Raw genomic sequence first — 26,871 nt, 5'->3', positions numbered from 1 at the left:
TACATCAACAGAACTCTCATCCCGTCAATGCCGCCAGCCAACCAAATCCAACGTCACCGCCAAACCCAATCAACCAACTCAACGGACGAACCAACCTGCCGCTAGCAGCGTCGCCGCCCTCGTTGTGGCGCCATATAGACCCCATCATTCCAAACTGTCAACGCAGTTTCGCAAAAATTCAGGAATTTTCTTTCCACAGACAATATGGTCCTTTTTAACCAAATATCAACCGCGAAAAACTGGCGATTCGAACAGTTGCGACGATTCCATGACACCCGGCATGACAATTGGATGAATGAGCATGAAGCCTATGCCTTATATTCTGGCAGTCGATGGCGGCGGTACCGGATGCCGGGCGCTGCTTGCCGACGACAATGGTGCCCCCATAGGCCGGGGCTCAAGCGGTCCGGCCAATATCGGGGCTGACCCGGCAACGGCACTGGATAATATAATGCGCGCGGCGACACTGGCTGCGGACGATGCCGGACTGGATGTCTCTATATTGAACGAGACCTGCGCCGTGTTCGGGCTCGCAGGTGCAAATTCGCTTGTCGACAAGGGCCGCGTGGAACAGAGCCTCCCCTTCGGCAAAGTGATGATCGTTTCCGACGCTGTTTCTGCCCTGCAAGGTGCGCTCGGTCATGAAGACGGTGCGGTCGTTATTCTCGGCACCGGCTCGGTCTTCGTCAAAAGGAAACGAGACGCATTCGAGATTGTCGGCGGTCGCGGCTTCATGTTGAGCGATCATGCAGGCGGCGCACGGCTTGGTCGCGAACTTCTCGAGGAGACCCTGCTTGCTCTGGACGCCATGGCCGAACGCACGGAACTCGTAGATGCCATACTGACACGGTTCGACGGTGACCTGCGCCGGATCATCACCTTTTCGCGCTCGGCGACGGCTGCAGATTATGCGGCCTTCGCTCCTACCGTTTTCGACTATGCGCATAAGGGCGATGCGCTCGGCATTCTGATCCTGCAGCGCGCCTGCACTTATATCGCCCGCGGCCTGGAACGGCTCGACATAGAGACGCTTGGCCGGTTCAGCCTTACGGGGGGCCTCGCCTTATCCTATGCAGCGCTACCATTTCTTCCGCATCGTGAGCTCTTTCAACCCGCGCTTGGCGATGCGTTGCAGGGCGCTTTATCGCTCGCCTTGCTGACAAACGGACGAGATTGACCGCCAGAACGCCATGCGCCATCGCGGATGCTCCACACTATAGAAGTCATGCATCGGTCCGAAAATCGATCCCGACTTTCGGATCGATGTCGTCGCGGCGAAAAGACTTGTCGCGGCGGGGTTTACCCCCTAACTTCTTATATACAGGTTTTGACCTGAACTTATAAAGCGGCGCCGTTTTTAACGGCGGCGTTTGTTGCGGATTCTCTTCATGCATTTCCGGGCGGAAACCGGTTTCCGTTCTTCGAGGAAATGCTCCACAGGGGTGGCATGCTGACCAAAAAGGGCAAATATGGCCTGAAAGCCATGGTGCATCTGGCGGGCGTTACAGATGGACAACTGGTTTCGGCCAGCGAGATCGCCGAAAAACACCATATACCGCGCAAGTTTCTCGACAATATTTTCACCGAGCTTCGCAATGCCGGTTTTGTTCTGAGTCGCAAAGGCAAGGGTGGCGGCTTCTGCCTTGCCCGACCGGCCAACGAGATTGCTATCGGCAATATCATCCGCGCGCTCGACGGCGCGCTTGCCCCCATCGCTTGCGCCAGCAAGACAGACTATCGCCCCTGCGACGACTGCGATGAGGACGAATGCGAGGTTCGCCAGATGATGCTCGATGTGCGCGAAGCCATCGCCAGCGTTCTGGATCATCGAACGCTCGCTGACAACAAGGCCCTGGATATAGCCTCATTGTCAGAATAGGCGTCAGGCGGCCGACCAGTTCGGGAACGGATCGTTCAGCCCCGACCAGCGCTCCGGTGCGAAGTTTTCTTCCCGAAGGAGACACTGGTCCAGTTCATCGATGAGTGCATCTTCCTGCATTGGATCTATACCGATGAAAACGATCTCCTGACGTCGATCCCCCCACTCCTGATGGAAATAGGGCACCATGGCACGCTGCCATTCGGGTTCAGACGGCCAGTATTGCTTCGGCACGGATGACCACCAGCGGCCTCTTTTCCCGGTGCGCACCAATGCGCCAGCCTGACTGATTTCACCAACAAAATCGGGCCGTGTCGCAAGCCAGAAGAAGCCTTTCGCCCGCACAACACCCGGCCAGCCCTTGTCGATGAACGACTGAAACCTTTCGGGATCAAAGGGACGCCGCGCGCGATAGACAAAGGAGCGAACCCCGTATTCCTCGGTCTCCGGCGTGTGCGAGGCAAAACCATGCAGCTCCTTGTACCAGAGCGGATGCTCATGCGCCTTGTTGAAGTCGAAGAGCTTTGTGTCCAATATGGCGTCGAGCGTCACTTCGCCGAAATCGACCTCCTCAATGCGGGCATCGGGATTGAGCGAGCGGATGACCTTATGAGCCAGATCGCGCTCTTCTTTTGAAGCCGCCGATATCTTGTTCAGCACGACGACATCAGCAAACTCGATCTGTTCGACCAGAAGATCGACAAGCGTGCGCTCGTCATCCTCTCCAAGCGATTCGCCGCGATCGCGCAGAAAATCGTTCGACGCATAATCCTTCAGCAGATTGGCGGCATCAACAACTGTCACCATCGTATCGAGCCGGGCGACATCCGAAAGACTGTTGCCCTTGTCGTCGCGAAACTCAAACGTGGCGGCAACGGGTAATGGCTCGGCTATGCCGGTCGATTCGATCAGCAGATAATCGAAGCGTCCCTGAGCTGCCAGTTGCGAAACCTCCTTCAGGAGATCATCGCGCAATGTGCAGCAGATGCAGCCATTGGTCATTTCGACCAACTGTTCATCCATGCGGGAAAGATTGGCTCCGCCCTCGCGAACGAGAGTGGCATCTATATTCACCTCACTCATATCATTGACGATCACCGCGACGCGGCGGTTCTCGCGATTATTGAGCACGTGATTGAGTAGTGTCGTCTTCCCTGCCCCAAGAAAGCCGGACAAGACCGTGACGGGTAGTCTCTTTCTCATGACTCCGTTCCTTGTTTAAACCGGATGTAGTCAATCGTGATGGTGGTGATCGAGATTGAAGGTCAGCGTGGTGAAAAAGCTGAGCTTGTCGGCCTCTTTTGAATCGGACAGCGGCTTGGAATAGCCGGCTCCAACGACGTTGAGACCTGCATTGCGAATCCTGATCTTGGCGATGCCTTCCGCGTCGGTCTTCACCGGTGCCGCATGGCTGTCATTGACATAATCCGCCGTGACCTCGACGCCTTCCACCGGCTTTCCGTCGAACAGAACCTGTACGGGAAGCTCATTGCCCGCCTCCAATATCGTCGGGTCCATCAACGGGACGATTTCAAACGGCAAGCCCTGCGCCTGTGGCTTCTTGCGCAAATGGTCCAGGATCGTGACGGCAAACTTCTGACTCTGGCTGGACTGTTTGGCGCCCGGCACTTCCGATTTCGGCTGGTTGACCCACTTGCCGTCCGGTCCCTCGGCCCAGAAGCCATTGTCGAACGTGCCACTGACCACAACTGCATCCTTGGGCACGCCCAGCAGGGCGTGATCTTCCTGGCGCTTGATCTCGACAGCAACTTCCTTGCCATCCACGTCCTTGGCAGTCACCGTCTTAAGCTTTTGCGGATCATAGGCCTCATCGCTTGCGCCGTGACCATAAACAACGGCTTGCGTTCCATGGCGCTCGGCAATCCAGATACCGTGCGCACCCGCAACCGCGGGAGCAAGAAAAGTCAAAACGGCACCGGTCTGAAGTGCCCTGACGAAGTTGTGCATTTCCTTCTCCTTAATGTTATATCGTAACAATTTTATGGGTAAAAATGGGCGGTCGGAACCGCCCTTGAGTGTTTCAGCAAGAACCATGAAACGGTTTGCGTTAGCTGACGCGCGATTACTTTATTCTGGTTCTGAAGTGCCGAGCTGCCGGTAGGTCACTGCCCGGCACTGTTGCAGCCGCCTTGCTGAATGCACAGGCACCCAGCAAAGGGAAGCGGCTACGGCTGTTATTTCGACAGGCAGCTTTTCAGAGAATCGGCCAGATTACGGATGAGCTGCGGATAGAGATCAGGGCCATCCTTCAATTCTGCACCCAGAGGATCGAGAATGCCGGTTTTAGCATCCGTCCCTTCGATAACGGTGTTCACCAGCCTCGGCTCGAACTGCGGTTCTGAGAACACGCAGGTTGCGCCAAGCGACTTGATCTTCTCATGAATTTCCTTGATGCGCGCAGCACCCGGAGCCTTTTCCGGGCTGACCGTGATCGAGCCCGCCGCCTTCACGCCGAAACGATTTTCGAAATACTGGTAGGCATCATGGAAGACGATAAACGGCTTGTCTTTAACCGGCTCCAGTTCGCTGGCGACTTCCTTGGTCAGCGCATCAATCTTCTCGCCATAGTCCTTGGCATTCTTTTCATATTGCGCGGTATGTTCGGGGTCGCTTTCGCTCAGCGTCTTGGCGATATCCGCCGCCAGAACCTTTCCGTTCTGCGGATCGAGCCAGAAATGCAGATCATATTCGCTGTGACCATGATGATGGTCATGCCCGCCCTCCGACGCTTCGGCGCCATGATCATGCGCCTTGTCGGCATCCTTCTTGTCGTCATGAGCATGATCATGACCTTCGGCGCCGTGGTCGTGGCCTTCCGCACCATGATTGTGCGCTTCGAACGGACCGCCTTCACGGAATTTCAGCTTCGTCAGGCCATCGGCTTCGCCAAGCGCGACGACCTTCGCGCCATCGCCAAGCGTATCGATAGGCTTGTCGAGGAAGGTTTCCATCGACGGACCCGCCCAGAAAATCACCTTGGCGTGTTCGATTGCTTCGGCATCGGATGGCTTCAGGCTGTAGACATGCTCCGAACCCGCACCCTGAACGATCAGTTTCGGCTCGCCCACGCCCTGCATGACTGCGGAAACGATTGAATGGAGCGGCTTGATTGATACCACAACGCCATCGCGTTCTGCGGCAAGCGAGGCATTTGCCGTAACGGCCAGAAATGCTGAGGCGAGGAGGAGGGAGCGGAGATGTTTCATAGTCTCTCTCTTGTACGATTGGGAAAGGGTATTATATTCAAGTGATATGTTATTTTATTACGTCAGTTGCGTTATGCTATAACGTCTGCCATAAGGTGAGGCAACCCCCATTTTGGAAAAATCACAGCGGTGGTTGCGTAAGATAACGAGCCGCAAAAAGCTGATAGGAAAAATCCCGAATCGGCGAATAATCCGTGCGTGGGACAGAACATACAGGCAGTGAAAGCCCGGAATAGATGAGCAGGAAGTCACCCCTCCCCGCCGAAAAGGCACGGGAAACATTGATCGAACTGAAGGATGCCGGCGTCTATCGCGACGGACGCTGGCTCGTGCGCAATGTCGACCTGAGCGTCGAGCGCGGGGAGATCGTGACCCTGATCGGTCCAAATGGCGCGGGAAAAAGCACTGCCGCCAAGATGGCGCTGCGCATCCTGAAGCCGGATGAAGGCAGCGTGGTCCACGCGCCGGGCCTGCGCATCGGCTATGTGCCGCAGAAGATCAATGTCGACCGCACGCTGCCGCTTTCCGTCGAACGCCTGATGACATTGACTGGCCCTCTGGCGCGCAAGGATATTGAAGCAGCACTGGAAGTGGTGGGCATACCGCATCTTGCAAAGGCCGAGATCGCTAACCTTTCGGGCGGCGAGTTCCAGCGCGCACTGATGGCGCGGGCGCTTGCCCGCAAGCCGGACCTCATGGTGCTGGACGAACCGGTGCAAGGCGTCGATTTCTCCGGCGAAGCTGCGTTGTACGAACTGATTGCGAAACTGCGCGACGACACAGGGTGCGGTGTCCTGCTGATTTCGCATGACCTGCATCTGGTCATGGCGGCGACCGACCGCGTCATCTGCCTCAACGGCCATGTTTGCTGCAGCGGAACACCGCGCGATGTGACGGCGAGCCCTGAATATATGCGGCTTTTCGGCAGCCGGGCCGTGGGGCCGCTTGCCGTTTATGAGCATCACCACGATCACACCCATCTGCCCGACGGACGCGTGCTGCATGCCGACGGTTCCGTGACGGAACACTGCCATGCCGATGATGGCCATCATCATGACCATGAGCACGACCACGAACATCATCACCACGAAGGGAGTGCGTCGCGTGCTTGACGACTTCTTCACCCGCGCCATCATCGCCGGTGTCGGACTGGCGCTCACAACAGGCCCGCTCGGCTGCTTCATCGTCTGGCGGCGCATGGCCTATTTCGGCGACACTATGGCACATTCGGCCTTGCTCGGCGTGGCGCTGGCGCTCATTTTCGACATCAATATGATGATCGGCGTATTCGCTGTTGCAGTAGCAATTTCCGCCATTCTGCTGCTCTTGCAACGCCGTCATACATTGTCGGCGGATTCGCTCCTCGGCATTCTGTCCCATGCCACGCTGTCGCTCGGCCTCGTTCTCGTCGCCTTCATGACATGGGTGCGCGTCGACCTGCTGTCGTTCCTGTTCGGCGATATTCTTGCCGTCTCGCGGATGGATATCGCCTTCATCTATGGCGGCGGCGTGTTCGTGCTGGCCATTCTGGCCTGGCTGTGGCGCCCTTTCCTCGCCGCCACCGTCAGCGAGGATATTGCCCGCGCCGAAGGCATGAACCCTGCCCTGTCGCGCATTGTTTTCATGCTGCTTCTGGCCATCGTCATCGCCATTGCGATGAAGATCGTCGGAATTCTATTGATAACCTCGCTGCTCATCATTCCGGCAGCGACCGCGCGCCGCTTTTCCTCCACGCCCGAGCAGATGGCCATTCTGGCCTCATTGATCGGGGCAGCCGGGGTGATCGGCGGACTTTATGGTTCCATTCATTTCGACACGCCGTCCGGCCCTTCCATCGTGGTCGCGGCGCTTGCCATTTTCATTTTGAGCCTGCTACCCCTACATAAGAGGGAACAGGCATCACCGAAACGGATCGCTGGACAATGAGCACGCATCATCATCATCACGCCCCCCAGGACCTGACCCGCAATCAGACACTGGTTTTCGACGTTCTGTCCAAGGCGGAAGGGCCGCTCAGCGCCTATACGATCCTCGACCAGTTGCGTGACGACGGTTTCCGCGCACCGCTGCAGGTCTATCGTGCGCTGGAAAAGCTGCTCGATTACGGAATGATCCATCGTCTCGAAAGCCTCAATGCCTTCGTTGCCTGCGCGCATCCGCAATGTCATCAGCAGGGTCTCGTGGCGTTCGCCATCTGCGAGAAATGCGGTCAGGTGACGGAGTTCGCCGATGCGGCGATCGAGAATCTCGTCAGCGCCTGGAGCCTTCAGAACGGGTTCAAATCGCGCAAGACGACATTGGAGCTGCGCGGCCTATGCGAAGCTTGCGGAGAACATTGATCCGGCAAATGTCACCTGAACATGCAGGAACCTGTTCAAGGTAACCATGTCCGAAGGTTCCAGATTTAAAAAGTAACGCATCCGCAATCGAAACCTGCTAGATTAGGCCCAGGGGAATAGCAGGTAAGATTTTGATATGGCACGGGTTAAGCCATCCCACGAACGTCGCAGGGAAGAGAGACAGCGTACAAGGCTGCGCTCTGGAAAGATCGTGGGCCTCGACGGTCGCTTCATCATCGAATGCCAGTTCAGCGATATCGCGCCCCACGGCGCCAAGCTGAGAACCGTCGAAGTCCCGACCCTGCCCGAACGCTTCTGGCTATTCGATGATTATTACGGTCGCGCACTTTTGGCCCGCGTCGCCTGGCGCAATGGCCGAGAAATGGGCGTGGAACTTATATCGGACCCGGCTGTCACGCCGCTGGACGAAGAGCGCCTCGCCCAGCTTGCAGGCAAATATTATTCGCTTTGACTAACAGGTTCAGCGTTTGCCTGCTTTTCCGGCTCTCGTTTGGCCGGAGCCGTCGGTGTCGGCGTACCGCGCATGTTCATGGCACGGATTTCTTCGGCTGAAATATAATTGAATTGCTCGACCAGAAGGTCCTTGATGACCGGCTCGGGGAACCGTGCATTCAGATCGCCGATAATCGAGGCGCGAACGTCCTCGAAACTTACCTTCTCGACATCTTTTGTATCCGAATAGCTGCCGTAGAATTTGCGGAAGATTTCATCACTGATGAAAAACTCCAGCGGCACGGTCAGCTTCTTTCGGATGTTCGAATCGATCGTATAAACAAGCTGCGTCACCACATAACCGGCAACGCTGCCGTTCGAGATGATCGGTACGCTCATCACATCCGTCTTGACATAATCCACACCGCCAAACCCGCCGGTCGCGGCTTGCGCCCCATCCGAAGATGAGGCGTTCAGGCGCACCGCCATGAAAAGCGAACCGAATGCGACGGCGCAAATCCAAAGACCGATGGCAAGGATGCGAATCATCGTGCGTGACCGAGCCTCGCGCTCTGCATGCTGTAGGTGCCGTCGGCTTCCTGCGTTTCCAGCGCGCCGCGAATGAGGTCGGCCAGTTCGCCGACAGCCCGCAGATGCAGTTGCAGCGCTTCGCAATTCTTCTCAAGCTTCTGCTTCAGGCTGTCGAGCAGCGGCTGAAGCCGCTTCATCGTCGCGGGTTCGGCAGCGCTGGCTGCTTTCTTGATCGCCTTGTTGAAGTCATAAAGTCCGCGGCTCTTGCGGGAATTGATTTCCGCCAGATCCGGATTGCCGCCCTCCAGCAGAAGGCGCGTTTCGGTGTCGATGACATCTTCCAGACGTTGGATTGCCCGCACGACCGGCTTCAATGTGGGGTTCTCGGCCGGTTCCTCTGCCAGCACCTGACCGGGTTCGCTCGTGACAATGACGATTTGCGAATCCTCTGGCGGCAGGCTGTTTTCAGAGCTTGTCTCGGTCATTTAGGGGTCCTCAATTATGAAGCATGGCGGACGCTATGGTTGCGGGCCAGTCAGCCGCGCGCCGGGTCCGTATCGTTGTTGTTGGCCAGAGCGGTTTCAGTAAGCCGTCAAAACCGCTCTATCTCTTTGTTTCCACGCATGTCTTATCCCGAAACCGGTTCCCACTTTCGGGAGACATGCTCAAGCTGCTTTTGAATGAGCTTGCGTTCGAAGCCATGCACAATGTCCTTCGATACGCCATTCTGGCTCACACTCTCTCCCAGATTGCTGATCACGTCTCCTAACGCTATCGTCGTCGGCGCGTCTGCCCGCCCGTTGCGCGCCGCCTGTTCCTCAAGCAACTTGGCAATGCCGACACCGCCGCCATCCGCCATCTTGTTTGCCATGGCTTCCGCCATCATGGACTTCCAGTATTCACCGGCAATCCCCTTCCCGAAGGTCGCCGTCGTGTCACTGGTGAACATCGACTGCACGAAGGATTGCAGCATGAAGGCCTCAAACTTGCGATAGGCCGGATTGGCCACATTCTGCGCATCCGGTCGCACGCTGATCCCAGCCGCAAGGCTGTCGGAAAAGCTTGCGAAATTATCCCGCGTCAGCCCCCCGGTAGCGGATGCCACCATGGTTCCCGATGCGGACGGCGCTCTCAAGCGTTCCGCCGCCATGCGATAGGCTTGCGGATCGGCAGCACGCGCCACGTCCATCACCAGATCTGACGGCGGGTTGATCGCCATGCACAACTCCTTGTTTTAGAGCGCGTTTCGATCTGATTGCATCAGATCGGCGCTCTAACGTTTAGTGCTACCGCGCATCTTGTCCAAAAACCGCTTCGCACTTTTTGGGATGCGCTTTGTTACTTGCACCATAATGGGTCAAACTTGACTGAAACTTGTGCGTGCGTTCAGCTTCAATTTTGCGCTTAATCAGGGTTTTGCGACTTATTTGTCGTTTTCCGGCTAATAAACTCCTCGATCAGACTGGAAAGTTCGCGCCGTTCGCGATCATTTCCAGCATCCGTCAGGCGATCTTCCAGCAACCCGACCCGCCTCTGTTCCTGCAGAAGTGCCTTGCGTTGTGATTCGAGACGCTGTTCCAGTTGTTGCGATTCGGCGGCATTGGCTCCGAGGCGCTTGATGAGGAGCGACGGGTCGATATTGAACGCATCGCCGTCATAACGACGATCCTGCATGGCGATGAGCGCCTCGCGCTCCTCATCCAGCGCGTTCTTGCGTGCATTGGCTGTGGCAAGAGCCTGCTCCAGCCGGGCGCTGCCGAGCTTCTGCAATTCAATCAGCTTTTTCAGATTACGCGGGTTCGTCATGGCCACCCTTAAAACAGCTCGCGCAACTGCGACGCAGTTTCGTTGGTGAAGAAACGCAGGAGTTCCGGCAGGATGAAATAGACCACCAGCAGCCCTCCCCCCAGCACGAATGGCATCGATACGAAGTAAACGGGTATGGTCGGCGTCAGCTTGTTCACCAGACCGATGGCAAAGTTGACGAGGATCGCAAAGACGATGAACGGCGCTGCGATACGCAATGTTGCCAGAAAAGCCGCTGAAAGCGCATCGGTGAAATCGATCATCGCCGCATCGGGCCGGAATTGCCCGTCAACCGGAATGGCCACATAGGAATTGAGCAGCGCCCGGAAGATTTCCAGATGCATGTCGGTGATGAAGAACAGGAACAGCGCGCTGAAGGTGACGATGGTGGCAAGTGTCGCCTGCGGTTCGCTTTCGGTTATGGCATCGGCAGGGGAACCGGAATAGCCGACTGAGACGGCCATCGTGCTGGCCATGAATTGCAGTGCCCAGAAATAGATATGCGCCAGAATGCCGATAACCGCGCCGACGAACATTTCACTCGCCATCAGGCGGAACAGGGTCCACGGCTGCCCGGCATCAACAACGGTCGCGATACGCTGCAGCACCAGTGGCAAGACCGCGAATGAACAGGCCAGCGCGATATAGAGCCTGACCTGCAACGGAATGCGCGCACTCGAAAGCCCCGGCATCAGCATCAGGCACGCGCCGATGCGGCAGAACGCCAAAACGGCGGCCAGGATGATTTCGTTAAGCGGTAGTTGCGTGATAGGCAACGGGTTCTCTCCCGGTCAGGAAATCGCACCGAGCGACTTCACTTCCACGCCACGCGCGATCTCGACATGGGACAGGACTGGCAGAGTGGCAAACAGACGCTCGATAATCATGCGAATGTATGGCCGCGCTTCCGGCGAGGAAACCAGCACGAAACGTTCGCCATTGTCGAAATGCTTGCGGATGACAGTGGAGGCTTCCGTGCCGAACTGTTCCAACAGGCGTGGATCGATGTCGAATTCGACGATTTCGCCCTTGGCGTCACGCTTGAGGCTCTGGTGGAAAACCAGATCCCAGCGATTGCCGAGACGCAGCACGTTCAGCACGCCATTATCGGAAAGATCGCCGCAAATCTGCTGCGCCATGCGCATGCGGACATGCTCCACGATCATTTCCGGGCGGCGGACGAGCGGCGCGATTTCGGCAATGGCTTCGAGAATCAGATGCAGGTTGCGGATGGAAATGCGCTCTGCGAGCAGCAGCTTCAGCACCGCCTGCAGGCCAGAATAGGAAATATGCGACGGGCATATATCTTCCAGGAGCTTGCGATATTCAGAGCCGAGGCGATCCAGCAGAATACGCATATCCTTGTAGGACAGAAGCTGGGCCAGATTGTTGCGGACGATTTCGCTCAAATGCGTCAGCAGGACCGAGAGATTATCCACGGTCATATAACCGTCGCGGCGCAGATCGGATGCAAAGGTTTCCGGCACCGAATAGGCGCGCATACCGAAGGCCGGTTCGCGCACTTCCTCACCCGGAATGGATGGAATCGGACGGTCACCAAGCACGACAAGCGTTTCGCCGACGCGCAGCTCGTGGCTGGCGACCGCCGTGCCGTGTATCTTGATGCGATAGCTTTTCGGCGGAAGCGCGATATCGTCCGTCACCTTGATTTCGGGGATGACGAAACCGTATTCCTGCGCGAACTTGCGGCGCATCTTGTTGACGCGGTGCGCCAGCTCCTGCTGTGATGCGATCAGGCGAGCGGAAAGCTGCTTGCCGAGGCAAAGCTCGATCTGGTTGGTTTCCAGCGAAGCCTTGACGGAATTGCGCTCCTGCTCTTCCGCGTCGCGCTGTTTCTTACCGGCTTCGGTCGCTTCTGCCTCGCGCTGGCGCGCTTGTCGACGGGGTACGGCAATGCCGATGAAGGCCATTGCGCCACCCAGCATGAAGAACGGGAAGGCTGGCAGGCCCGGCATGATGCCGAGGACAAAGAGCAGCATAGCCGCGACCAGGAGTGCCTTCGGATAGGCGCCAAGCTGGCCGAAGATCGCCTGATCGGCGGAACCGCGCGTGCCGCCCTTCGACACCAGAAGACCGGCGGCAAGCGACACGATCAGGGCCGGAATCTGCGTGACCAGACCGTCACCAACCGACAATTTGGTGAAGACGTCGGCGGCGTGCGCAATATCCATGTCGTGGCGCGTGGCGCCGATGATGATGCCGCCGAAAATATTGACGGCTGTGATGATGAGGCCCGCTATCGCGTCACCGCGCACGAATTTCGACGCACCGTCCATGGAGCCGAAGAAGGAGCTTTCCTCTTCCAGCTCGCGACGGCGGCGCTGCGCTTCCTTTTCATCGATCAGGCCGGACGACAGGTCGGCATCGATGGCCATCTGCTTGCCGGGAATGGCGTCGAGGGTGAAACGCGCGCCCACTTCCGCGATACGTGTCGCGCCCTTGGTGATGACGAGGAAGTTGACGATGATGAGAATGCAGAAAACGACCAGACCGATGACGAAGTCGCCGCCCATCACGAATTGCGAGAAGCCATGGATCACATGCCCGGCGGCGAGATAGCCTTCATTGCCATGGGTGAGAATCACGCGTGTCGTCGCGATATTCAGCGACAATCGCATCATGGTGGCGATGAGCAGCACCGTCGGGAAGGCGGAAAAGTCCAGCGGGCGCTGAATCCAGAGCGAAACCATCAGGATCAGGACCGAAAAAGCGATCGAAAACGCCAGACCGATATCCAGCACGACAGCCGGAACAGGCAGGAAAAGCACCGTCAGGATGATGATGATACCAACCGCCAGCCCCATATCGCTGCCGGTCAGAAATCCGCTTTTCGTGAAGGGTTTAGCCGCTGCCTGCTGCACATCCGTCTCCTGTTACGAAGCGGACCTTAGCTTGTGAAGCTTGCGCGAGGCTGCGCGCTAAAACCCCTTCTCGATGCGCGAATAGGCAAGCAGTGTGAACGAGTTGATCTGTGCACCGACGAACGGCGCAGTCAGGGCCAGCACGACAAAAATGACGATGATCTTCGGCACGAAGGTCAGCGTCATTTCCTGTATCTGCGTCAATGCCTGAAAAAGCGCGATACCGATACCCGCAAGCATGGCAGCGAGCACTGCCGGGCCGCTTGCCATAAGCACGGTCCAGATCGCCGAATTGACGATATCGAGCGCATCGGCCTCGTTCACCGCATTATTCCTAGCTGACCTTGACGCCTGGGCCGATCATCAGCGTCTTGCCGTCTTCCAGTTCGGCCAGCATGCCATTGGACTGGATGGTAACGGACTTCACGACGCCCGATATGCTGCCATCGGCATTGGTCAGCGTGCGGCCGATCCAGCCTTCGGCCTGCGTCAGCGACGTGTTGGCGATCAGGGTTTCAAGCTTGCTGTTCATCTGGACGGCCTGCTCGACATTGGAGAAGGTCGCAAGCTGCGAAACATACTGCGTCGCATCCATTGGCTGCGTCGGGTCCTGGTTCTGCATCTGCGTCACCAGAAGCTTCAGGAAGGAATTATAATCGACGCTTGCCTTGTTGGCTGCAGAATTGCTGTTGTTCGTCGTGTTGTTATTCGTCGTATTCGTGCCGATCGGCGGCGTCGTGGTCATGGGTTTACCTCCGCAGATTTCCGGGTTTTGAGCACAGGCAAAGCCGGGCTTTCATGCCCCATCAGTTCGGCCTCGCGTGGATATTGCGCGCGAATTGTCTTGAGCGCCTCGAAAACGCGCCCGTTATGTACCAGCTCGTCGACCAGCTTCAGCGCATTCAGGATTTCCGCATCCTTGAACGCGGCGAACATGCCCCGCAGCATCTGCGCGAAAGTGGTGTGAGCCTGTTCGCGCATGGCTGGTTCGATGAGCATCATCTGCGCCGCGAAATAAAGCTGGCGCAGCGGTGTCGTGGTGTCTTCCGGCTGGAGAACATGGTTTTCCAGAAGAAAGGTCGCATCGTTCAGAAGCTCGAGCGAAACCTTGCGATCCGCCTTCAGCACAGCGCCATTGATAAAAATTCGTTCGCCGGCCCGCAGCGAGAGACGGATTGCCGGTTTGCCAGTTTCCGTCATTTCAAAGCCCGTCCCGGATCGACTGGGTAATCTCGATCAGCGTCGCATAATCGTTGCTTTCGCCGAGGCGAATCCGGTCAATCTCCTTGAGCACGAAGATGCCGATGGAGATGATCGCGGCCTTCAGTTCCTTCGGCAGCGCATTTTCCTGCGAACCCAGATCATCGATGATCGCGGTCCAGAGTTTCGTGGTGAAATAGCCGGCATCGATCGCCTCGCGCGAGCCGCTGCCATTGGCTTTCGCCGCCTCGAGCATTTCGATGGAACGGTCGAAAAGCATCCGCTCACGTTCCTTGGCGCTCGCCATATCGTCATTCATGACATCTTCGTAGCGCATCTGATACATGGTGTCTCCGTCTATCCGTACCAGTCGGACGGGCTCGCATCATGCTGCGTCCGTCCTCATTTCATCCCGACTATCTGAGATAGTTGAGCAGGCTCATATTCTGCAACTGAACCGTCAGCGAATACGAAGTTTCGATCTGCGTCTTCAGAGCGTTTACACGCGTCGCTGCTTCATAAGGATCGACTTCCTCGAGATTGAGTACGGACTGGTTCAGGATCTTCTGCTGCGCCGCGATGCGCGTACTCGCCGCTTCGGTGCGCGACTGGGCCAGACCAAGCGTCGTCTGCTGCGCGGTCGTATCCGTAATAGCCTGTGCGGTCGTCTGCACGGCTTGCGTGGTCAGCGCTGCGAAAGCTTTTTCATTGAGACCTATATTGCCGAACTCGGCAACCATCACTGCCGACATGATCGTCTTGCGGAAACCATCGGTATTCGCCGAAACGGACGTATCCGCCGTCTCGCTCGGCGAAATGCGGCTTTTGATGACATTGTCGGAAGCGTCCGACCAGTTGGCGGACCAATTCGCGTCATTGAACTGGTCGGCAAAATCGCCCTCCAGAAATGCCGTCATTTCGTCGGCCGTGATATTTGCCACCTGCGGATCACCGACCGGAAAGCCGAAATGATCCTGAAATGCCTGACGGATCGCCGCCTGCGCGGCCCCGCCATCGGTATAATCGGCAACCGGCTTCACATCGGTATTCACACCGGAGAAAATATATTCGCCATTGAAGCTGCTGTTCAGCATGCCGGTCACGGAATCCAGCATGGAGCGCGCCGTCTTGGCAATCATGTCGGCGCCAGCGTTGTTGGCTCCTGCAAGCGCACCCAGAAAATCCTGCGCGTCCTTGATGATGGTGCCAGCGGCGTTCTGCGTCGCCGTCATGCGTTCCTGCACCAGCTTGTTCATGTCTGTCAGCACGCTCAGGCGATCATATTCCTTGCGCAACGATACGGTCTGGCCGGATTTGGAGCCGAGCGAAAGGCCGACATCGAACACGGTGCCCGTGGTCGCTTCCTGCTGCGCCTTCAACATCTCGGCCTTGTTCTTCGCTACAAAAGCCCGCAGGGATGACGTTGCGCCATAGGTGGAAATCGATTGCGCTTTCATTGGCCTCACACCGCGTTGAGAAGATCGTCGAGCATTGCGCTGATCGTGGTCAGCACCCGGCTCGATGCCTGGTAGGAATGTTCAAGATCGAGAAGCAGCGCCATTTCGGTGTCCATATCGACACCGTTGGCGTTGGAGAGGGCTGTATCCGCCTGACCGGCAACCGTCGCATTATAGGAAAATTCGCTGTTGGCTTTCTGACGCTTACCTTCGAGCCAGCTTATCGACGAGGCGCTATAGTCCGTCAGGCTGGAACTGGTCGCGAGCCCTGCCACCGAATTGAAGGTCATCGGCTCGGAAAATGCTTCATTGAGCGCGCGCAGGCGATCGCTGAAACCTGCCGCACCTTCGCTATTGTATTTGTAATCGGCCCCGTTGGCCCCGCCGTCGCGCAGAAGAAGCGGGCTGCCGCCTTCGGAGGTAACGAAGGCCGAAGACACTTTGATGGTGCCTGCAATACCTGCCGAAATGCCCGCGCCGGGGACATCGGGTGATCCGGCCCAGCTAAAGAGACCCGTCTTGTCGGCTCCAACGGCGGTCTGGTCGCTTTCCGCGAACATCGTCACCAGATTTCGCGCGATCTCGTCGAGCTGCATCTGGTATTGTGGCGCGATCTGGTCGCGCAACTGCAACAACCCGCTCAGGCGGCCGGTGCCATAAGGCTGGTCGAACGTCTCGTGATTGAGCGGCACGCCATCCACCAGCACCGCATTGCCGGAAATGCCCGGCGCCAGCACCGTCGATTGCTCGAAGCTCACCTTGCGCGCTGTCGTCTCGAACAGAGTCACGCCGTTTTCGGCGAAAATGACCATGTCATTATCGCCGCGCATCATGGTTGTGATTCCGATCTCGCCGGAAAGCTGCTTCAGGATCGCATCGCGCTGATCCATATAGTCGGAGACATCGCGATTGGCGCGCGTTCCACCGACGATCTCCTGATTGATCTTTTCGAACTTGGTCAGAAGATCATTGATGTTGGCGACGGAATCCGCAATTTCACGGTCCGCGTCGTTGCGCAGCGACTGAACCTGCTTGGTTCCGGCATTAAGTGCATTGGCGAGCGATTGCGCCGTCGATACGACACTGTCGCCAAGCGCACTGTTGGATGGCGAAGCCGCATAGGTCTGGAGCGCATCACGCAGATCGCCGATCAGGGCCGAAGGCGAACCCGAATAATTGTCTGCCGAATAAAGCGACGAAAGGCGGTCAAGCCCGCCAGCGAGAATGGAAGAGGAAGACGCCGAACTATTCGACTGGGTAAACCTGTTGAACAAGGCTTCATCCGCCGAACGGCTGATACCCACGTAAAGGGAGCCATAAGGCCCCGATACGAGAGAAGCAGTACGCCGGGAATAATCCGGATCGTTGGCCCTGGCAATATTGCTCGAGACAACGGAGGTCTGCTTGGACGTTGCCGCAAGCGAACTTTTGGCCGTCAGAAGAGCAGAACTAAGCGACATCTTACCCCATCCTACTAGAGCGGTTCCGGTTAAAACAGAGCCGTTGGAACCGCTCTATCTGTTTGTTTTTACGCATGTCTTTATTCCGAAACCGGTTCCCACTTTCGGGGAGACATGCTCTGGTGCATCCCCGGTCAAGGTATGAAGCGGCCTCACCCCCGAAAATGCGGCTGAATTAACTACCTGGAGCACTTCCCACTATTCCGCCTGAATCGGAACTGCTCTCAAGCGTCCGGTCCGTTGCCTGTTGCCTGAACGGACCGGATTTGCAGCAATTCCGGGCAAGACTTATGCCTTCCCCGGAATCACCTCGATTTATCTCTTCAGATTGACCAGAACGTCCATGAGTTCTGACCCCGTCTGGAAGACTTTCGAATTGGCCGTATAACTGCGCTGCGCCTCGATCATGTCGGTCAATTCCTGCGCAATATCGGCGTTGGATTCCTCCAGCGTGCCCGACATGATCTTGCCCATGCCGTCACTCTGCGGGAAACCGAGGCGGACATCGCCCGATTCCGCGCTCGGCAGGAAGACGTTGCCGCTCACGACCGTCATGCGGTCAGGGCTTGCCACATTGGCCAGCGGAATGCGCGCCAGCACCTTCTGCGTGCCGTTTTCGTAAATGGCAACAACCGAACCGTCATTGGCCACATCCACGCCCTTGACCGAAGATGGCGCCTGACCGTTAATCTGTGCCTGCGAGATCGTGTAATCACCGGCGCGCTGCGTCGATGCACCCAGATCGAGGTTGAGGGTCTGGCCGCCATAAGCTGCGAGGTCGACGGCAATATTGCCACCGGGGTTCATCGCACCCGTCGTCGGATCGAATGTCAGCGTCGTTGGACCACCGACCACAGCATCGTCAGCAGCGTTCTTGACCGTGACGCTCCATTCGTCCGCGCCGGTCTTGGTGAAATAGACGTCGAGCGTGATCTTTTCGCCCTTGTCATTGTAGGAGATCAGCGATGTCTTGTGATTGAACTCGCCGGCTGCCGGGACCTGATCGGTAGACGGCAAATTAACGGTGAAATTGCCCGACGTGCTGGCCTCCGGCGGAAGTGCAGCGCCATTGACATTGATAATGTTCAAACCGGCTGTCGTCAGCGCGCCAGCCGGATCGTTCGGACCGGCACCCAAAAGATAATAGCCGGCTGAGTTGACCAGATTACCGTTCTTGTCGGGAACGAAGGAACCGGCGCGCGTCAGAAAGGTCGAGCCGTCCGCCCCTTGCACGACAAAATAGCCATTGCCGTCGATGGCAAGGTCTGTCGTGGACGATGTGGACCGAATACCGCCCTGATCGGAAATGCCGTAACGAACATTGGTCAGAACGCTGCCGGAATTATATTGTCCGCCGGTGCTCGGCAGAACGAGCGACGAAAACTGGGTTTCGGCGCGCTTGTAACCGACGGTGCTCGCATTCGCGATGTTGTCAGCGACCGCCGACAGGCGGTTGGCCTGCGCGTTCATTCCCGAAACACCGGTCCGCATCATACCGTAGAGGCTCATTGGCAGCTCCTGAGAAGTTGTAGCATCCAGCAAAAATTCTGAAAAATCTGAACTGGAATCCGTAAAATCGAGCGATTGAACCGGCGCACCGATCCAGTCATCCACGATGAAGCTAATGGACCACGCTTGCGTGAAACTGTAGCCTCGGGACTTTTTACGCTTTTACTGAGGGGACCGACGCGATTTTGGAACAAGGGATAGCAGTCGAAATCGCGATACTGGGAAATGCAGGCGATGCAGCAATATCACTCGATGTTGATGCAGTAGCCGAGGAAACGCTTGGAATCGATGGGATCGAAACCCAGTTGCTCGCGCAATTTCTTGCGCAGCTTGCTGATGTGGCTTTCAACGACGTTTTCTTCTACTTCGCTATCGAAGATACCGTAGATTGCGCTGAAGATCTGCGCCTTGTTCAGGCGGCGACCGCGATTGGCAATCAAATATTCCAGGATGCGGCGCTCGCGGCGCGGCAGCGGAAAATCAGTGCCGTTGACCTGCGGATCACGGCCATCGGAGAAAACACGGATCGGGCCAAGCTCAGTGCCACTGTCGGTGGAAGCTGCGGACGCGCCTGCACGGCGGCGGATCGCATTGATGCGCGCAAGAATTTCGCGCACATGCACCGGCTTGCGAACAACATCATCAACCCCGGATTGAAAAAGCTCCAGCGTATGCTCAAGCGAGGGACGATCATTGACGGCGATCACGGGCGCCTTGCAGCGTTCACGAATTCGGGCCGGAAGGCGATGCTGATCCGCACATTCGCCGATCAGGAAAGCTTCGATAGCCATGATGTCCTGTTGCGGAACGCTGTCCACCCATTCATCGAAATCGGTAGGGGTGAAACCCGTTGTCGTGATGCCTTCGCGACCGAACCAGGAAGAGTATCCTTCAGTCACTATATCTCTGTCGTCTACGACAACAATCATCGGCCCGCCTTCCGAATCAATATGTTAGCCCAAGCACGATAGAAATAACTGGCAGGAGGAATCCGCAGCAATGGCAAATAATTGCCCGCAATATATTGGGAGGTAATTTAGTGTATTCTAATTTAATGGGAATCGCATTGATTGCAATACGCCTACCTCTTTAGCGGTAGGAACCTTAACCAGACGTTAACGGCTCACGAAATTTTACGATTCTTTACAAGGGCTTAAAAATCCGCTCGCTAAATTAACCACCAGCAAGAGCACCAACCAGTAGTTGAACACCCACCAGATGGGTGCACCCGACGGTCTGTTACAACCCAAAAATTTTACAGGATTCCATTTCAGCCGAAGCAGAAGCTTCGCGCCTGCGGCGTCCAATTTCCGAAGCCGGTGGCGACCATATTCGTCATCACGCGACAGACATAACGCTTCTGGGCAGGGTCGTTATTCGGGCCCGCGTGATAGCGCGCGACCGCCATCGTCCAGTTGCCTTCGCGCTGTCGAAGCTGACGCAGAAAACGCGCCGCATAATCGACATTGAGGCTTGGCATCAGCATCGCCGCGACCGACGGAAATTCCTTGCTGTGATAATAGTAATTGATCTGCATGCAGCCGAGATCGATCAGTTTCGCACCTTCGGCCCGGACCTCATCGAAACGCCTTACCGCCGCCATCTGCGATGGCATGAATTCCGCACGCCCCTCGATGTTCATCGCATAGGGTTGCAGGGAATTCTTGCGGCCCGTTTCCGTCAGGCCTACCGCATAGAGGATACCGAGCGGAACGTCATAGCGGGCTGATGCCCGGTGCATTTCGCGCTCGCAGACATTCTCGGCGCGGGCTGGCCCGCTATCAGACAACCAGACCGCGGTTGCGACCATCATTGCGAGAAATGCCGTTCCCGCTTTCCTGACTGATTTGCATGTCCGAGCGCTCGCGTCCTGCCTGACCGGATTCGCCATTCTGCCTGCCCTCGCCGCCCATAAAACCCGCCTGTGCCTCAGCGCCGTTTCGCCCGTCGAAGCCCTGCTGCATGTTGAAAGCTTGCTGCTGACCCGGTTGCTGGCCACTGGCCTGTTGCTGGCCCGCATTCTGCGATGCCTGCGCCTGCTGCACGGCACCCGCCGCGTTGCGGTCGGCGACGGTCACCGAAATTTTCGCATCGTCTGCAATACCTGCCGCCTTCAGGGCTTTCTCGATCATCGAGCGGTCGGCAGCGAGCGCTTCCGCCCCATGGGTCTTTTCAGCGACGAGATGCACCTCGACACCTCCCGACCCCACGCGAATGCGTGCCGTCACCGCGCCAAGTTCCACCGGATCGAGGCGGATCTGCAACGTCTTGATCGTGCCGAAACTGCGCTCGGAAACCACCTGAATATCGGCAATCCGGGCTGCCGCCTGTGATGGTGTGGTCGTTGCCTTGATGTCCCCCGGACCGTTGCCCTTTGCGGCCGGTTGCTGCTGGATATCGGTTCTGTCGGGCACCTGGTGGCCCGACTGTTGCTGCGCCTGCCCCTTGTCCGTTTTCGGAAGGCTGGAGAAATCGTCTCCAGCGCCTTCGGCCTGACTGTCACCGGTCGCTTTTGCTGTATCCGGATTGATCGCCTGATCCGCTTTGCCGCTGGCCGATGGCGTTGCGGCGGTCTTCGAAGACGCGGTTTCGGACGCGTGCCTGCTTTGATCAGTGTGCTGCTCGGCACCCTGTTCGCCCAACTGCTTCGGGTCGGGTTCCTTAATTAAGGCAGAAAGCGGATCGGAGGCATTTGTGTCGTTTTTCGCAATATTTGCTGTGGCAAAATTGTGATTTACCCCTTTCAAATCAGGCGACGAAGCGGCCAAAGAAAGGAGATTTTGTGGCAAAGCGAATGCAACGGTCGGTTTCGCCGCTTCCTCTTCCTTCGCATCTGCCTCATCCGAGCTGACGTCGGCTTCACTTTCACCCTTCTTCTCGACCTTGCCCTGTGGCTTTTCGAGGAGAGAACTGAACAGTTTTGCCGGGTCGGCACTATCCTGTCCCTCACCGTCGGCTTTTGCCTGGGAAGGACCGGAGTTGCGGGCAAGCGAGGCAAGTCGGCTGGTGGAATTCAGCAAAATATCAATGCTCATTGAACGGTCTTTCCTAGCAAGGCATCGATCTCGGCAAGCTTGCGCCGCGCATCTTCCATCGTTTTTTGCAAATCGTCTTCCGGCTGGTTCCTGACCGGCTTCAGGCTGACAGCCATTGGACCCGGCACGGCGTTTGGTACCGGCTTTTCCACCTGATGTTCCTGCGAATCCGCAACTGCCATCGACGGCACATCCCGTTCGGTGAGGGTCGATTTTGCAGGCGGCAATGCGCCTGGAGTACGGGTGACGACCGTGCCGACAGCTTCGGCGGCCTTTAGCAATTTCCGGTCCCGCTCCTGCAATTTGTCGGGTGAAATCTGCGACAGTTCGCGCAGCGCGCTACCCGCCGAATCCGAAGCCACATCGCTTGCGGCCGCATAAAGATTGGCGCGGGTGGGGTCGGCTTTCAGTCTGTCGGCAAGCTTTTTCGCCTCCGCCGACATGAACCGCGCCCGCTCCGTCTGACCATCGACAAGCGCGCCGCGCGCAATCTGCAGATAAAGCGAATATTGCATCACCGGATCAGCCGAGCCGATCAGTTTTGCCAGTTCCGCATTGCCGATACGGTCGTTGAGTTTCACCGCAGCATCGACAAATTGCGCCATGAAATCACGCATATAGGGCGAACGGGGAAAGCGCTGGAGATAGTTTCGCGACAGGAGCCTGATCTTGTCGGCATCGCCAAGCTTGGCCGCAATCGGCATCGAACGACGGATCGCTGCTTCCTCGAATAAGGTACCCGGCGCTTCAAGCCGCACCTGATCTAGCCGCATCAAGGCCGTCGCGGGATCGAAAGCAGTCATCTGGCTGGCCGTTACAAGGACAATCGATGCCTTCAGTTCCGCCGGAACATCCGATGACAGCGGAACCGAGAAGAGCTTCACCACTTCAATCGTCTGGCCGGAAGCATAGGCCAGCGCGCCCTTGACCAGTTCCGGCGGTACGGCATCCGTCTTGAGGTCGGCTAGGACCTTGCGTACTGCTTCAGGATTGCCGCCATTGAAGAGATAGATGATCGCCGCATAGACATTTTCCGGATTGCTCCAGACGTCATTCGACGCTCGGCCCATATCCGCGCTGACGAAGCCCAGAAGCTTGTTCAGCATCACCACCGCTTCCGGCTTTCCGGCAACGACCTGATCCTGCAACATGCGCAGCGAACGCACGAGCTTGTAGGGTTCCAGAACGGGCAGCGTACGGGTCTCGGCCAATGCCTGCGTTTGCGCAATGGCTGGATAAGCCGCTCCCATCAGAGAGAAGCCTGCAACACATGCCAACAGGGAACGCATGGCGAGCCGCCTCCCGGACTGCATCATGGAGCAGACTTCAGGAAAATATCGATGCGACGGTTCTCAGCCGCATTCGGATCGTTGGTGTTCTTCGGCTGGCGGTCAGCATAGCCCTCCACACGCAGCACGCGCTTTTCATCCAGCCCGCCGCGAACCAGCATGTAATAAGCCATTTGCGCGCGTGCCGAGGACAGACGCCAGTTGTCATAGGTCGCGCTCTTGAACGGACGTGCATCCGTATGCCCGCTGATGATGACTTCGCCCGGCTGACGGGAAATCACCTGCGCGATACGCTCCAGCATCTGCACCACGCGGGCATCCGGCTTGGCCGAGCCGATGGTGAACATGCCGTAATCGATCTTGTCGGTGAGCTGGATCATCACCCCACCATCGACCGGAACCACCGTTACATCGGGCATTGGCTCGGCCTTTTTCGCCTGCGCGCTCTCTTTCGTAGTTTCGCCTTCAGCCGCCTTTTTCAAGTCAGCAATCAACTGCGCTTGCGTTTCAGCAGTCTTTTCGGCCTTCTCCGGCTTCGGCTGGGTTGCTTCCGGCTTGGACGGTGCGGCAGGCGCGGCATCCGGTGGGGTCAGATCTTCGACAGCCTTGCTCGACCAGTAATCCGGGCTAAACGGATCGCGATATGCGTCGCCGCCATCAGCACCCGTTGCGGGACCGGATTGCGACGTGCCGCCATCGCCCTTGGCAGACTGGTTCTGCAGAACGCCGGTTTCATGCGCCAGTTCCGACAGCACGGCATAAGGTTCGCGGAAAAGCTGCCGCTCTTCCTGATCGCTCACCGGCGCAACCGTCGTATCGTTGATGACCTTGGTGCTGTTTTCGATCTGCTGGTCGCTTTCATAGCGAACCTTGCCGTCTTTTTCCTCAACGTCCTGCACGCCCTTGGGGCTTGAATGCCGGTCCATCAGTTTGACGGGATTGAAATAGCTTGCAACCGCTGCCTTGGTCTCCTCATTGGCGGCATTGATGAGCCACATGACGAGAAAGAAGGCCATCATCGCGGTCATGAAGTCGGCATAAGCAATCTTCCACACACCACCATGATGGCTGTCATGGTCGTCGTGCCCGCCGCGGCGAACAATGATGATCTCACGTTTGGTTTCGGGATCGATGTTCATTGAACCGCAGCCTTCAGTTCTTCAAGAAGCGGCGCGATGCGCGTTTCAAGCATCCGGTCGCCAAAGGAAAAGGAAAGTTCGTCCGCCCCGGTTTCTGAAAACCGGCAACCTGATGGAAGCAGGGCGGCATGATCGCGCAGCGGCGCAATCAATCGCGCCGGGCCTGAGATTTCCGGTGATTCGCCATCGAGCGCCAGCGCCGCAATGCGCCGTGCGAATTCCGCAACTGCCTCACGCTCCATTTTTTCCGCCAGCAAAGGCATCAGGATTTCGGCGATCTGGGCGGAGAAATTTCGTTCAAGTGCGGTCAACGCGTCGGTCAGGCTGCCTGCCAGCAACAGGGCCTGCTCGCGCGAGAAGGTAGCGCGCAACGTTTCGATCTCGGTCTCGTGCTCGCGGACAAGCCGTGCCCTCTCGGCATCGTAAAGCGCTTGAGCCTCCCTGTGGCCATCCTCACGCCCTGCTTCAAAAGCCACCCGCTTTTCTTCCTCGACTGCGATAGCAGCAGCGACTTCCGCCTGCTCGACAGCGGCAGCTTTTTCGGCCGTGGCAGGACGTTTCGGTGCATCACTGCCTGTTTGCGCAACGGACGTTTGTTTCAGCGGCTTCTGCGGCGCCGGAGCAGCAATGATCTCGACCGCCTCATCCTCGATATGATGGGTCGAAAAATCGGGAAGATAACGGCTGAGGGAAAGCGCGCTCATCGTCAGGCCGCCTCACGCTCCGGCATGACCGAAGCCTTTACCGGCTGCGCCTCGCGGCTGGCGGCGGTTTCGTGGATCCACTGCTTGAGAACGGCGGCAACGCGCTCCTCATCCATGTCGATCATCTGCTCCAGACGCAGCTTTGCGGGCATGCGCATGCGCTGGCGAAGATCGCTGAGACTCGTCTTCATCTGGTCGGCATAGGCCTCGGGTCCGCCAATGACGGCCTGCACGCCGTCACCTGCCGCTTCGCCACCGACGAAATTCGGCATTGCCACTTCACTGGTCTCGCGGACAGCCACTTCCGTGCCTGCAGGCTTGGCATTCTGGTCACGCAGCAGCGGGCGCAGACCGAACCAGATCAGGAGACCGACGGCGGCAAGAATGGCGAGCGCATTGACATAGGAGCCGCTCTGGCGAAGCACCGTATCGGTCCATGGCGTGGAGACCGGTTCCATATCGGCACCGGCAGGATCGAGGAAGTTCACCGCCGTCACGTTGATGACGTCGCCGCGATCCGCATTGAGACCGGCAGCGGTTGCGACGAGGTCGCGAATCTTGGTGATCTGCTGATCGACGAAATTGGCAGGCGGTGGCGTCGTTCCCGCAGTTTCCAGAAGCCGCGCCTGATCGATGACCACGGCAATGGACAGCCGCTTGACGGCATAGCCGTCGCTGACGGTGGAAACCGTCTTGCTGTTCATTTCGTAATTGGTCAGTTCCTCGCGGCGATCAGTCTTTTCTGTCGAACTTTCACCGTTCCGGTTCTGGATTTCCTCCTGCGGGATGTTCTGTTCCACGCCGGTTGCATTGTCGTTGCGATTGTTGCGGGAATCGCCGCTTTCACGGACAACACGCACCGAACGCTCGACGCGGGATTCAGGATCGTAGGTCGTCTCGTTGATCTGGCGGCGGTCCGTATCGAGCACGGCCTGAACGCTGGTTTGGAAATGTCCCATGCCGAGATAAGGCGCCAGCGCCTTGCGGATGCTGTCATCCACATTGCCAGCAACCTGTTGTTCCAGCGAGGCGGTCATGAGCGCTGCGCCATTGGCAGCTTCGCCAGCCGATGCCAGCAGACGACCGTTGGTGTCGAGAACGGTAACGGCGGAAGCATCGAGCGATGGAACGGCGGCGGCGACCAACTGTCGGATGGATTGGGCGGATTCAGCAGAAAAACTGCCTTCGGCGCGGATGACGACCGAGGCTGAGGGCTTCTGATCGCCACGACGGAAAGAACCCTTTTCCGCCAGAACGATGTGGACACGCGCGGCTTTCACACCACGAATGGCCTGGATGGTGCGGGCGATTTCGCCTTCGAGCGCGCGCACACGGGTGATTTCCTGCATGAACGAGGTGAGGCCGAGCGACCCCATATTGTCGAACAGCTCATAACCGGCATTGTTCGAGGTCGGCAGGCCCTTTTCGGCCAGATACATGCGGGCATTTTCAGCCTTGCCGATGGGTACGAGGATGGACGAGCCGTCGGCTTTCACATCGAAAGGAATGCCAGCTTCACCGAGCGCAAGGCCCATGCGGTTCACGTCGTCGCGCGAAAGGCCCACATAGAGCGTCTCGTAGGAAGGGCGGCTCAGATAGATGCTCGTATAAAGGATCGCGCCCATGAGTGCCGCGCCCACCAGTCCGAGCGCGATGAGTTTTCGCGCGCCGAGCTTGCCGAGCGTAGCCTTGAGCTGTTCGATCAATTGCTGGAAATTCTGCTGCATCCACACCACCGCCATAATGATGGATGCAAACTAGCCCGCGAAGCTTGCGCGAAAGTGGCGGCTGATGAAGCAAGTGCTTCCGGAAACTGGAAATGAGCGCAAAGAATTGGGGCGCGGAATAAATCCCGCGCCCCGTTTTCCGCCCAAAGACATCCGATCCGATCAGGTCGGTTCGGATGCGAACCCCTGATTTACCTGAGAACTCGCGAGCGCCGGCAACCCGGCGCCCTTGCT

The 26,871-nt window shown here is 57.6% G+C and carries 29 protein-coding genes and 1 pseudogene; 7 read left to right on the top strand and 23 right to left on the bottom strand.

Annotated elements, in window-relative coordinates; all coding sequences use genetic code 11:
- The 3 genes from ACYSN1_RS20405 to ACYSN1_RS20395 all read left to right on the top strand — a co-directional run.
- On the top strand, window positions 1–218 hold a 218-nt coding region (locus ACYSN1_RS20405), incomplete at its 5' end, for a hypothetical protein (RefSeq protein ID WP_461727337.1).
- A 77-nt stretch (window positions 219–295) separates the two neighbouring features.
- Window positions 296–1,177, top strand: a complete 882-nt coding sequence (locus tag ACYSN1_RS20400; protein ID WP_461727336.1) for a glucosamine kinase nucleotide-binding domain-containing protein — start codon at window positions 296–298, stop codon at window positions 1,175–1,177.
- Window positions 1,178–1,447: 270 nt separating this feature from the next.
- Complete coding sequence (locus tag ACYSN1_RS20395; RefSeq protein ID WP_461727335.1) at window positions 1,448–1,879, top strand: RrF2 family transcriptional regulator; 432 nt, start codon at window positions 1,448–1,450, stop codon at window positions 1,877–1,879.
- A 3-nt stretch (window positions 1,880–1,882) separates the two neighbouring features.
- Here the strand turns inward: ACYSN1_RS20395 and zigA are convergent, their stop codons facing one another.
- The 3 genes from zigA to znuA form a co-directional block, all read right to left on the bottom strand.
- Entirely contained in the window at window positions 1,883–3,082 is a 1,200-nt protein-coding gene (gene zigA / locus ACYSN1_RS20390) for a zinc metallochaperone GTPase ZigA (RefSeq protein WP_461727334.1), read from the bottom strand.
- A gap of 30 nt (window positions 3,083–3,112) precedes the next feature.
- Window positions 3,113–3,847, bottom strand: coding sequence for a DUF4198 domain-containing protein (locus ACYSN1_RS20385; protein ID WP_461727333.1), 735 nt, complete (start codon window positions 3,845–3,847; stop codon window positions 3,113–3,115).
- A gap of 227 nt (window positions 3,848–4,074) precedes the next feature.
- Window positions 4,075–5,106: a zinc ABC transporter substrate-binding protein ZnuA gene (gene znuA, locus ACYSN1_RS20380; RefSeq protein WP_461727332.1), complete on the bottom strand. Its 1,032-nt coding sequence runs from the start codon at window positions 5,104–5,106 to the stop codon at window positions 4,075–4,077.
- Between the two features lie 236 nt (window positions 5,107–5,342).
- Here znuA and ACYSN1_RS20375 point away from each other — a divergent pair, with 236 nt between their 5' ends.
- From ACYSN1_RS20375 to ACYSN1_RS20360, 4 genes are all read left to right on the top strand, one after another.
- Window positions 5,343–6,218: an ATP-binding cassette domain-containing protein gene (locus ACYSN1_RS20375; protein WP_461727331.1), complete on the top strand. Its 876-nt coding sequence runs from the start codon at window positions 5,343–5,345 to the stop codon at window positions 6,216–6,218.
- Window positions 6,166–7,032 carry a zinc ABC transporter permease subunit ZnuB gene (znuB, locus tag ACYSN1_RS20370; protein WP_461727345.1) on the top strand — a complete coding sequence of 289 codons (867 nt, stop codon included), beginning with the start codon at window positions 6,166–6,168 and terminating at the stop codon, window positions 7,030–7,032. Before ACYSN1_RS20375 ends, znuB begins: the two co-directional genes overlap by 53 nt.
- Complete coding sequence (locus tag ACYSN1_RS20365) at window positions 7,029–7,445, top strand: Fur family transcriptional regulator (RefSeq protein ID WP_105543839.1); 417 nt, start codon at window positions 7,029–7,031, stop codon at window positions 7,443–7,445. The genes znuB and ACYSN1_RS20365 overlap by 4 nt, the downstream gene beginning before the upstream one ends.
- A 136-nt stretch (window positions 7,446–7,581) precedes the next feature.
- A complete protein-coding gene (locus ACYSN1_RS20360; RefSeq protein ID WP_461727330.1) occupies window positions 7,582–7,917 on the top strand; it encodes a PilZ domain-containing protein in 336 nt (111 codons plus the stop codon).
- Here the strand turns inward: ACYSN1_RS20360 and ACYSN1_RS20355 are convergent.
- The 20 genes and pseudogenes from ACYSN1_RS20355 to fliF all read right to left on the bottom strand — a co-directional run bounded on the left by ACYSN1_RS20355 (window position 7,905) and on the right by fliF (window position 26,652).
- The gene (locus ACYSN1_RS20355) at window positions 7,905–8,447 is read right to left on the bottom strand and encodes a hypothetical protein (protein ID WP_461727329.1); all 543 of its coding nucleotides are present in this window, start codon (window positions 8,445–8,447) and stop codon (window positions 7,905–7,907) included. The two genes, ACYSN1_RS20360 and ACYSN1_RS20355, sit on opposite strands and share 13 nt — an antisense overlap.
- A complete protein-coding gene (locus ACYSN1_RS20350) occupies window positions 8,444–8,914 on the bottom strand; it encodes a flagellar protein FlgN (protein ID WP_461727328.1) in 471 nt (156 codons plus the stop codon). The genes ACYSN1_RS20355 and ACYSN1_RS20350 overlap by 4 nt, the downstream gene beginning before the upstream one ends.
- Window positions 8,915–9,057: 143 nt before the next feature.
- On the bottom strand, window positions 9,058–9,648 hold the full coding sequence (locus ACYSN1_RS20345; protein ID WP_461727327.1) for a rod-binding protein: 591 nt from the start codon (window positions 9,646–9,648) through the stop codon (window positions 9,058–9,060).
- A 185-nt stretch (window positions 9,649–9,833) separates the two neighbouring features.
- On the bottom strand, window positions 9,834–10,235 hold the full coding sequence (locus tag ACYSN1_RS20340; protein ID WP_461727326.1) for a hypothetical protein: 402 nt from the start codon (window positions 10,233–10,235) through the stop codon (window positions 9,834–9,836).
- 8 nt (window positions 10,236–10,243) lie between these two features.
- Entirely contained in the window at window positions 10,244–11,011 is a 768-nt protein-coding gene (gene fliR / locus ACYSN1_RS20335) for a flagellar biosynthetic protein FliR (protein ID WP_461727325.1), read from the bottom strand.
- A 15-nt stretch (window positions 11,012–11,026) separates the two neighbouring features.
- Window positions 11,027–13,117: a flagellar biosynthesis protein FlhA gene (flhA, locus tag ACYSN1_RS20330; protein ID WP_461727324.1), complete on the bottom strand. Its 2,091-nt coding sequence runs from the start codon at window positions 13,115–13,117 to the stop codon at window positions 11,027–11,029.
- A gap of 57 nt (window positions 13,118–13,174) precedes the next feature.
- The gene (gene fliQ, locus ACYSN1_RS20325) at window positions 13,175–13,441 is read right to left on the bottom strand and encodes a flagellar biosynthesis protein FliQ (RefSeq protein ID WP_006469393.1); all 267 of its coding nucleotides are present in this window, start codon (window positions 13,439–13,441) and stop codon (window positions 13,175–13,177) included.
- 10 nt (window positions 13,442–13,451) lie between these two features.
- The gene (flgD, locus tag ACYSN1_RS20320; RefSeq protein WP_461727323.1) at window positions 13,452–13,862 is read right to left on the bottom strand and encodes a flagellar hook assembly protein FlgD; all 411 of its coding nucleotides are present in this window, start codon (window positions 13,860–13,862) and stop codon (window positions 13,452–13,454) included.
- Window positions 13,859–14,317, bottom strand: a complete 459-nt coding sequence (gene flbT, locus ACYSN1_RS20315) for a flagellar biosynthesis repressor FlbT (RefSeq protein ID WP_461727322.1) — start codon at window positions 14,315–14,317, stop codon at window positions 13,859–13,861. Before flbT ends, flgD begins: the two co-directional genes overlap by 4 nt.
- Before the next feature lies 1 nt (window position 14,318).
- Window positions 14,319–14,663, bottom strand: a complete 345-nt coding sequence (gene flaF, locus ACYSN1_RS20310) for a flagellar biosynthesis regulator FlaF (protein ID WP_105543829.1) — start codon at window positions 14,661–14,663, stop codon at window positions 14,319–14,321.
- A 70-nt stretch (window positions 14,664–14,733) separates the two neighbouring features.
- Complete coding sequence (locus tag ACYSN1_RS20305; RefSeq protein ID WP_461727321.1) at window positions 14,734–15,774, bottom strand: flagellar hook-associated family protein; 1,041 nt, start codon at window positions 15,772–15,774, stop codon at window positions 14,734–14,736.
- Between the two features lie 5 nt (window positions 15,775–15,779).
- A complete protein-coding gene (flgK, locus tag ACYSN1_RS20300) occupies window positions 15,780–17,234 on the bottom strand; it encodes a flagellar hook-associated protein FlgK (protein ID WP_461727320.1) in 1,455 nt (484 codons plus the stop codon).
- Between the two features lie 315 nt (window positions 17,235–17,549).
- Window positions 17,550–18,743: a flagellar hook protein FlgE gene (locus ACYSN1_RS20295; protein WP_461727319.1), complete on the bottom strand. Its 1,194-nt coding sequence runs from the start codon at window positions 18,741–18,743 to the stop codon at window positions 17,550–17,552.
- Between the two features lie 245 nt (window positions 18,744–18,988).
- The gene (gene ftcR / locus ACYSN1_RS20290; RefSeq protein ID WP_461727318.1) at window positions 18,989–19,672 is read right to left on the bottom strand and encodes a flagellar transcriptional regulator FtcR; all 684 of its coding nucleotides are present in this window, start codon (window positions 19,670–19,672) and stop codon (window positions 18,989–18,991) included.
- 341 nt (window positions 19,673–20,013) lie between these two features.
- Window positions 20,014–20,556 carry a transglycosylase SLT domain-containing protein gene (locus tag ACYSN1_RS20285; protein ID WP_461727317.1) on the bottom strand — a complete coding sequence of 181 codons (543 nt, stop codon included), beginning with the start codon at window positions 20,554–20,556 and terminating at the stop codon, window positions 20,014–20,016.
- Window positions 20,525–21,778: a flagellar hook-length control protein FliK gene (gene fliK, locus ACYSN1_RS20280; RefSeq protein ID WP_461727316.1), complete on the bottom strand. Its 1,254-nt coding sequence runs from the start codon at window positions 21,776–21,778 to the stop codon at window positions 20,525–20,527. The genes ACYSN1_RS20285 and fliK overlap by 32 nt, the downstream gene beginning before the upstream one ends.
- A gap of 59 nt (window positions 21,779–21,837) precedes the next feature.
- Window positions 21,838–23,028, bottom strand: a pseudogene (locus ACYSN1_RS20275) (chemotaxis protein); the annotation flags it as partial.
- A 62-nt stretch (window positions 23,029–23,090) separates the two neighbouring features.
- On the bottom strand, window positions 23,091–24,206 hold the full coding sequence (locus ACYSN1_RS20270; RefSeq protein ID WP_461727315.1) for a flagellar motor protein MotB: 1,116 nt from the start codon (window positions 24,204–24,206) through the stop codon (window positions 23,091–23,093).
- On the bottom strand, window positions 24,203–24,910 hold the full coding sequence (locus ACYSN1_RS20265; RefSeq protein WP_461727314.1) for a hypothetical protein: 708 nt from the start codon (window positions 24,908–24,910) through the stop codon (window positions 24,203–24,205). The genes ACYSN1_RS20270 and ACYSN1_RS20265 overlap by 4 nt, the downstream gene beginning before the upstream one ends.
- Window positions 24,911–24,912: 2 nt before the next feature.
- Window positions 24,913–26,652 (bottom strand): flagellar basal-body MS-ring/collar protein FliF, encoded by a 1,740-nt coding sequence (fliF, locus tag ACYSN1_RS20260; protein WP_461727313.1) that lies wholly within the window; start codon window positions 26,650–26,652, stop codon window positions 24,913–24,915.
- Between the last annotated feature and the right edge of the window lie 219 nt (window positions 26,653–26,871).

It is taken from the genome of Brucella sp. LJL56 (assembly GCF_054871705.1).
This window is presented reverse-complemented; position numbering and strand designations above follow the sequence as displayed.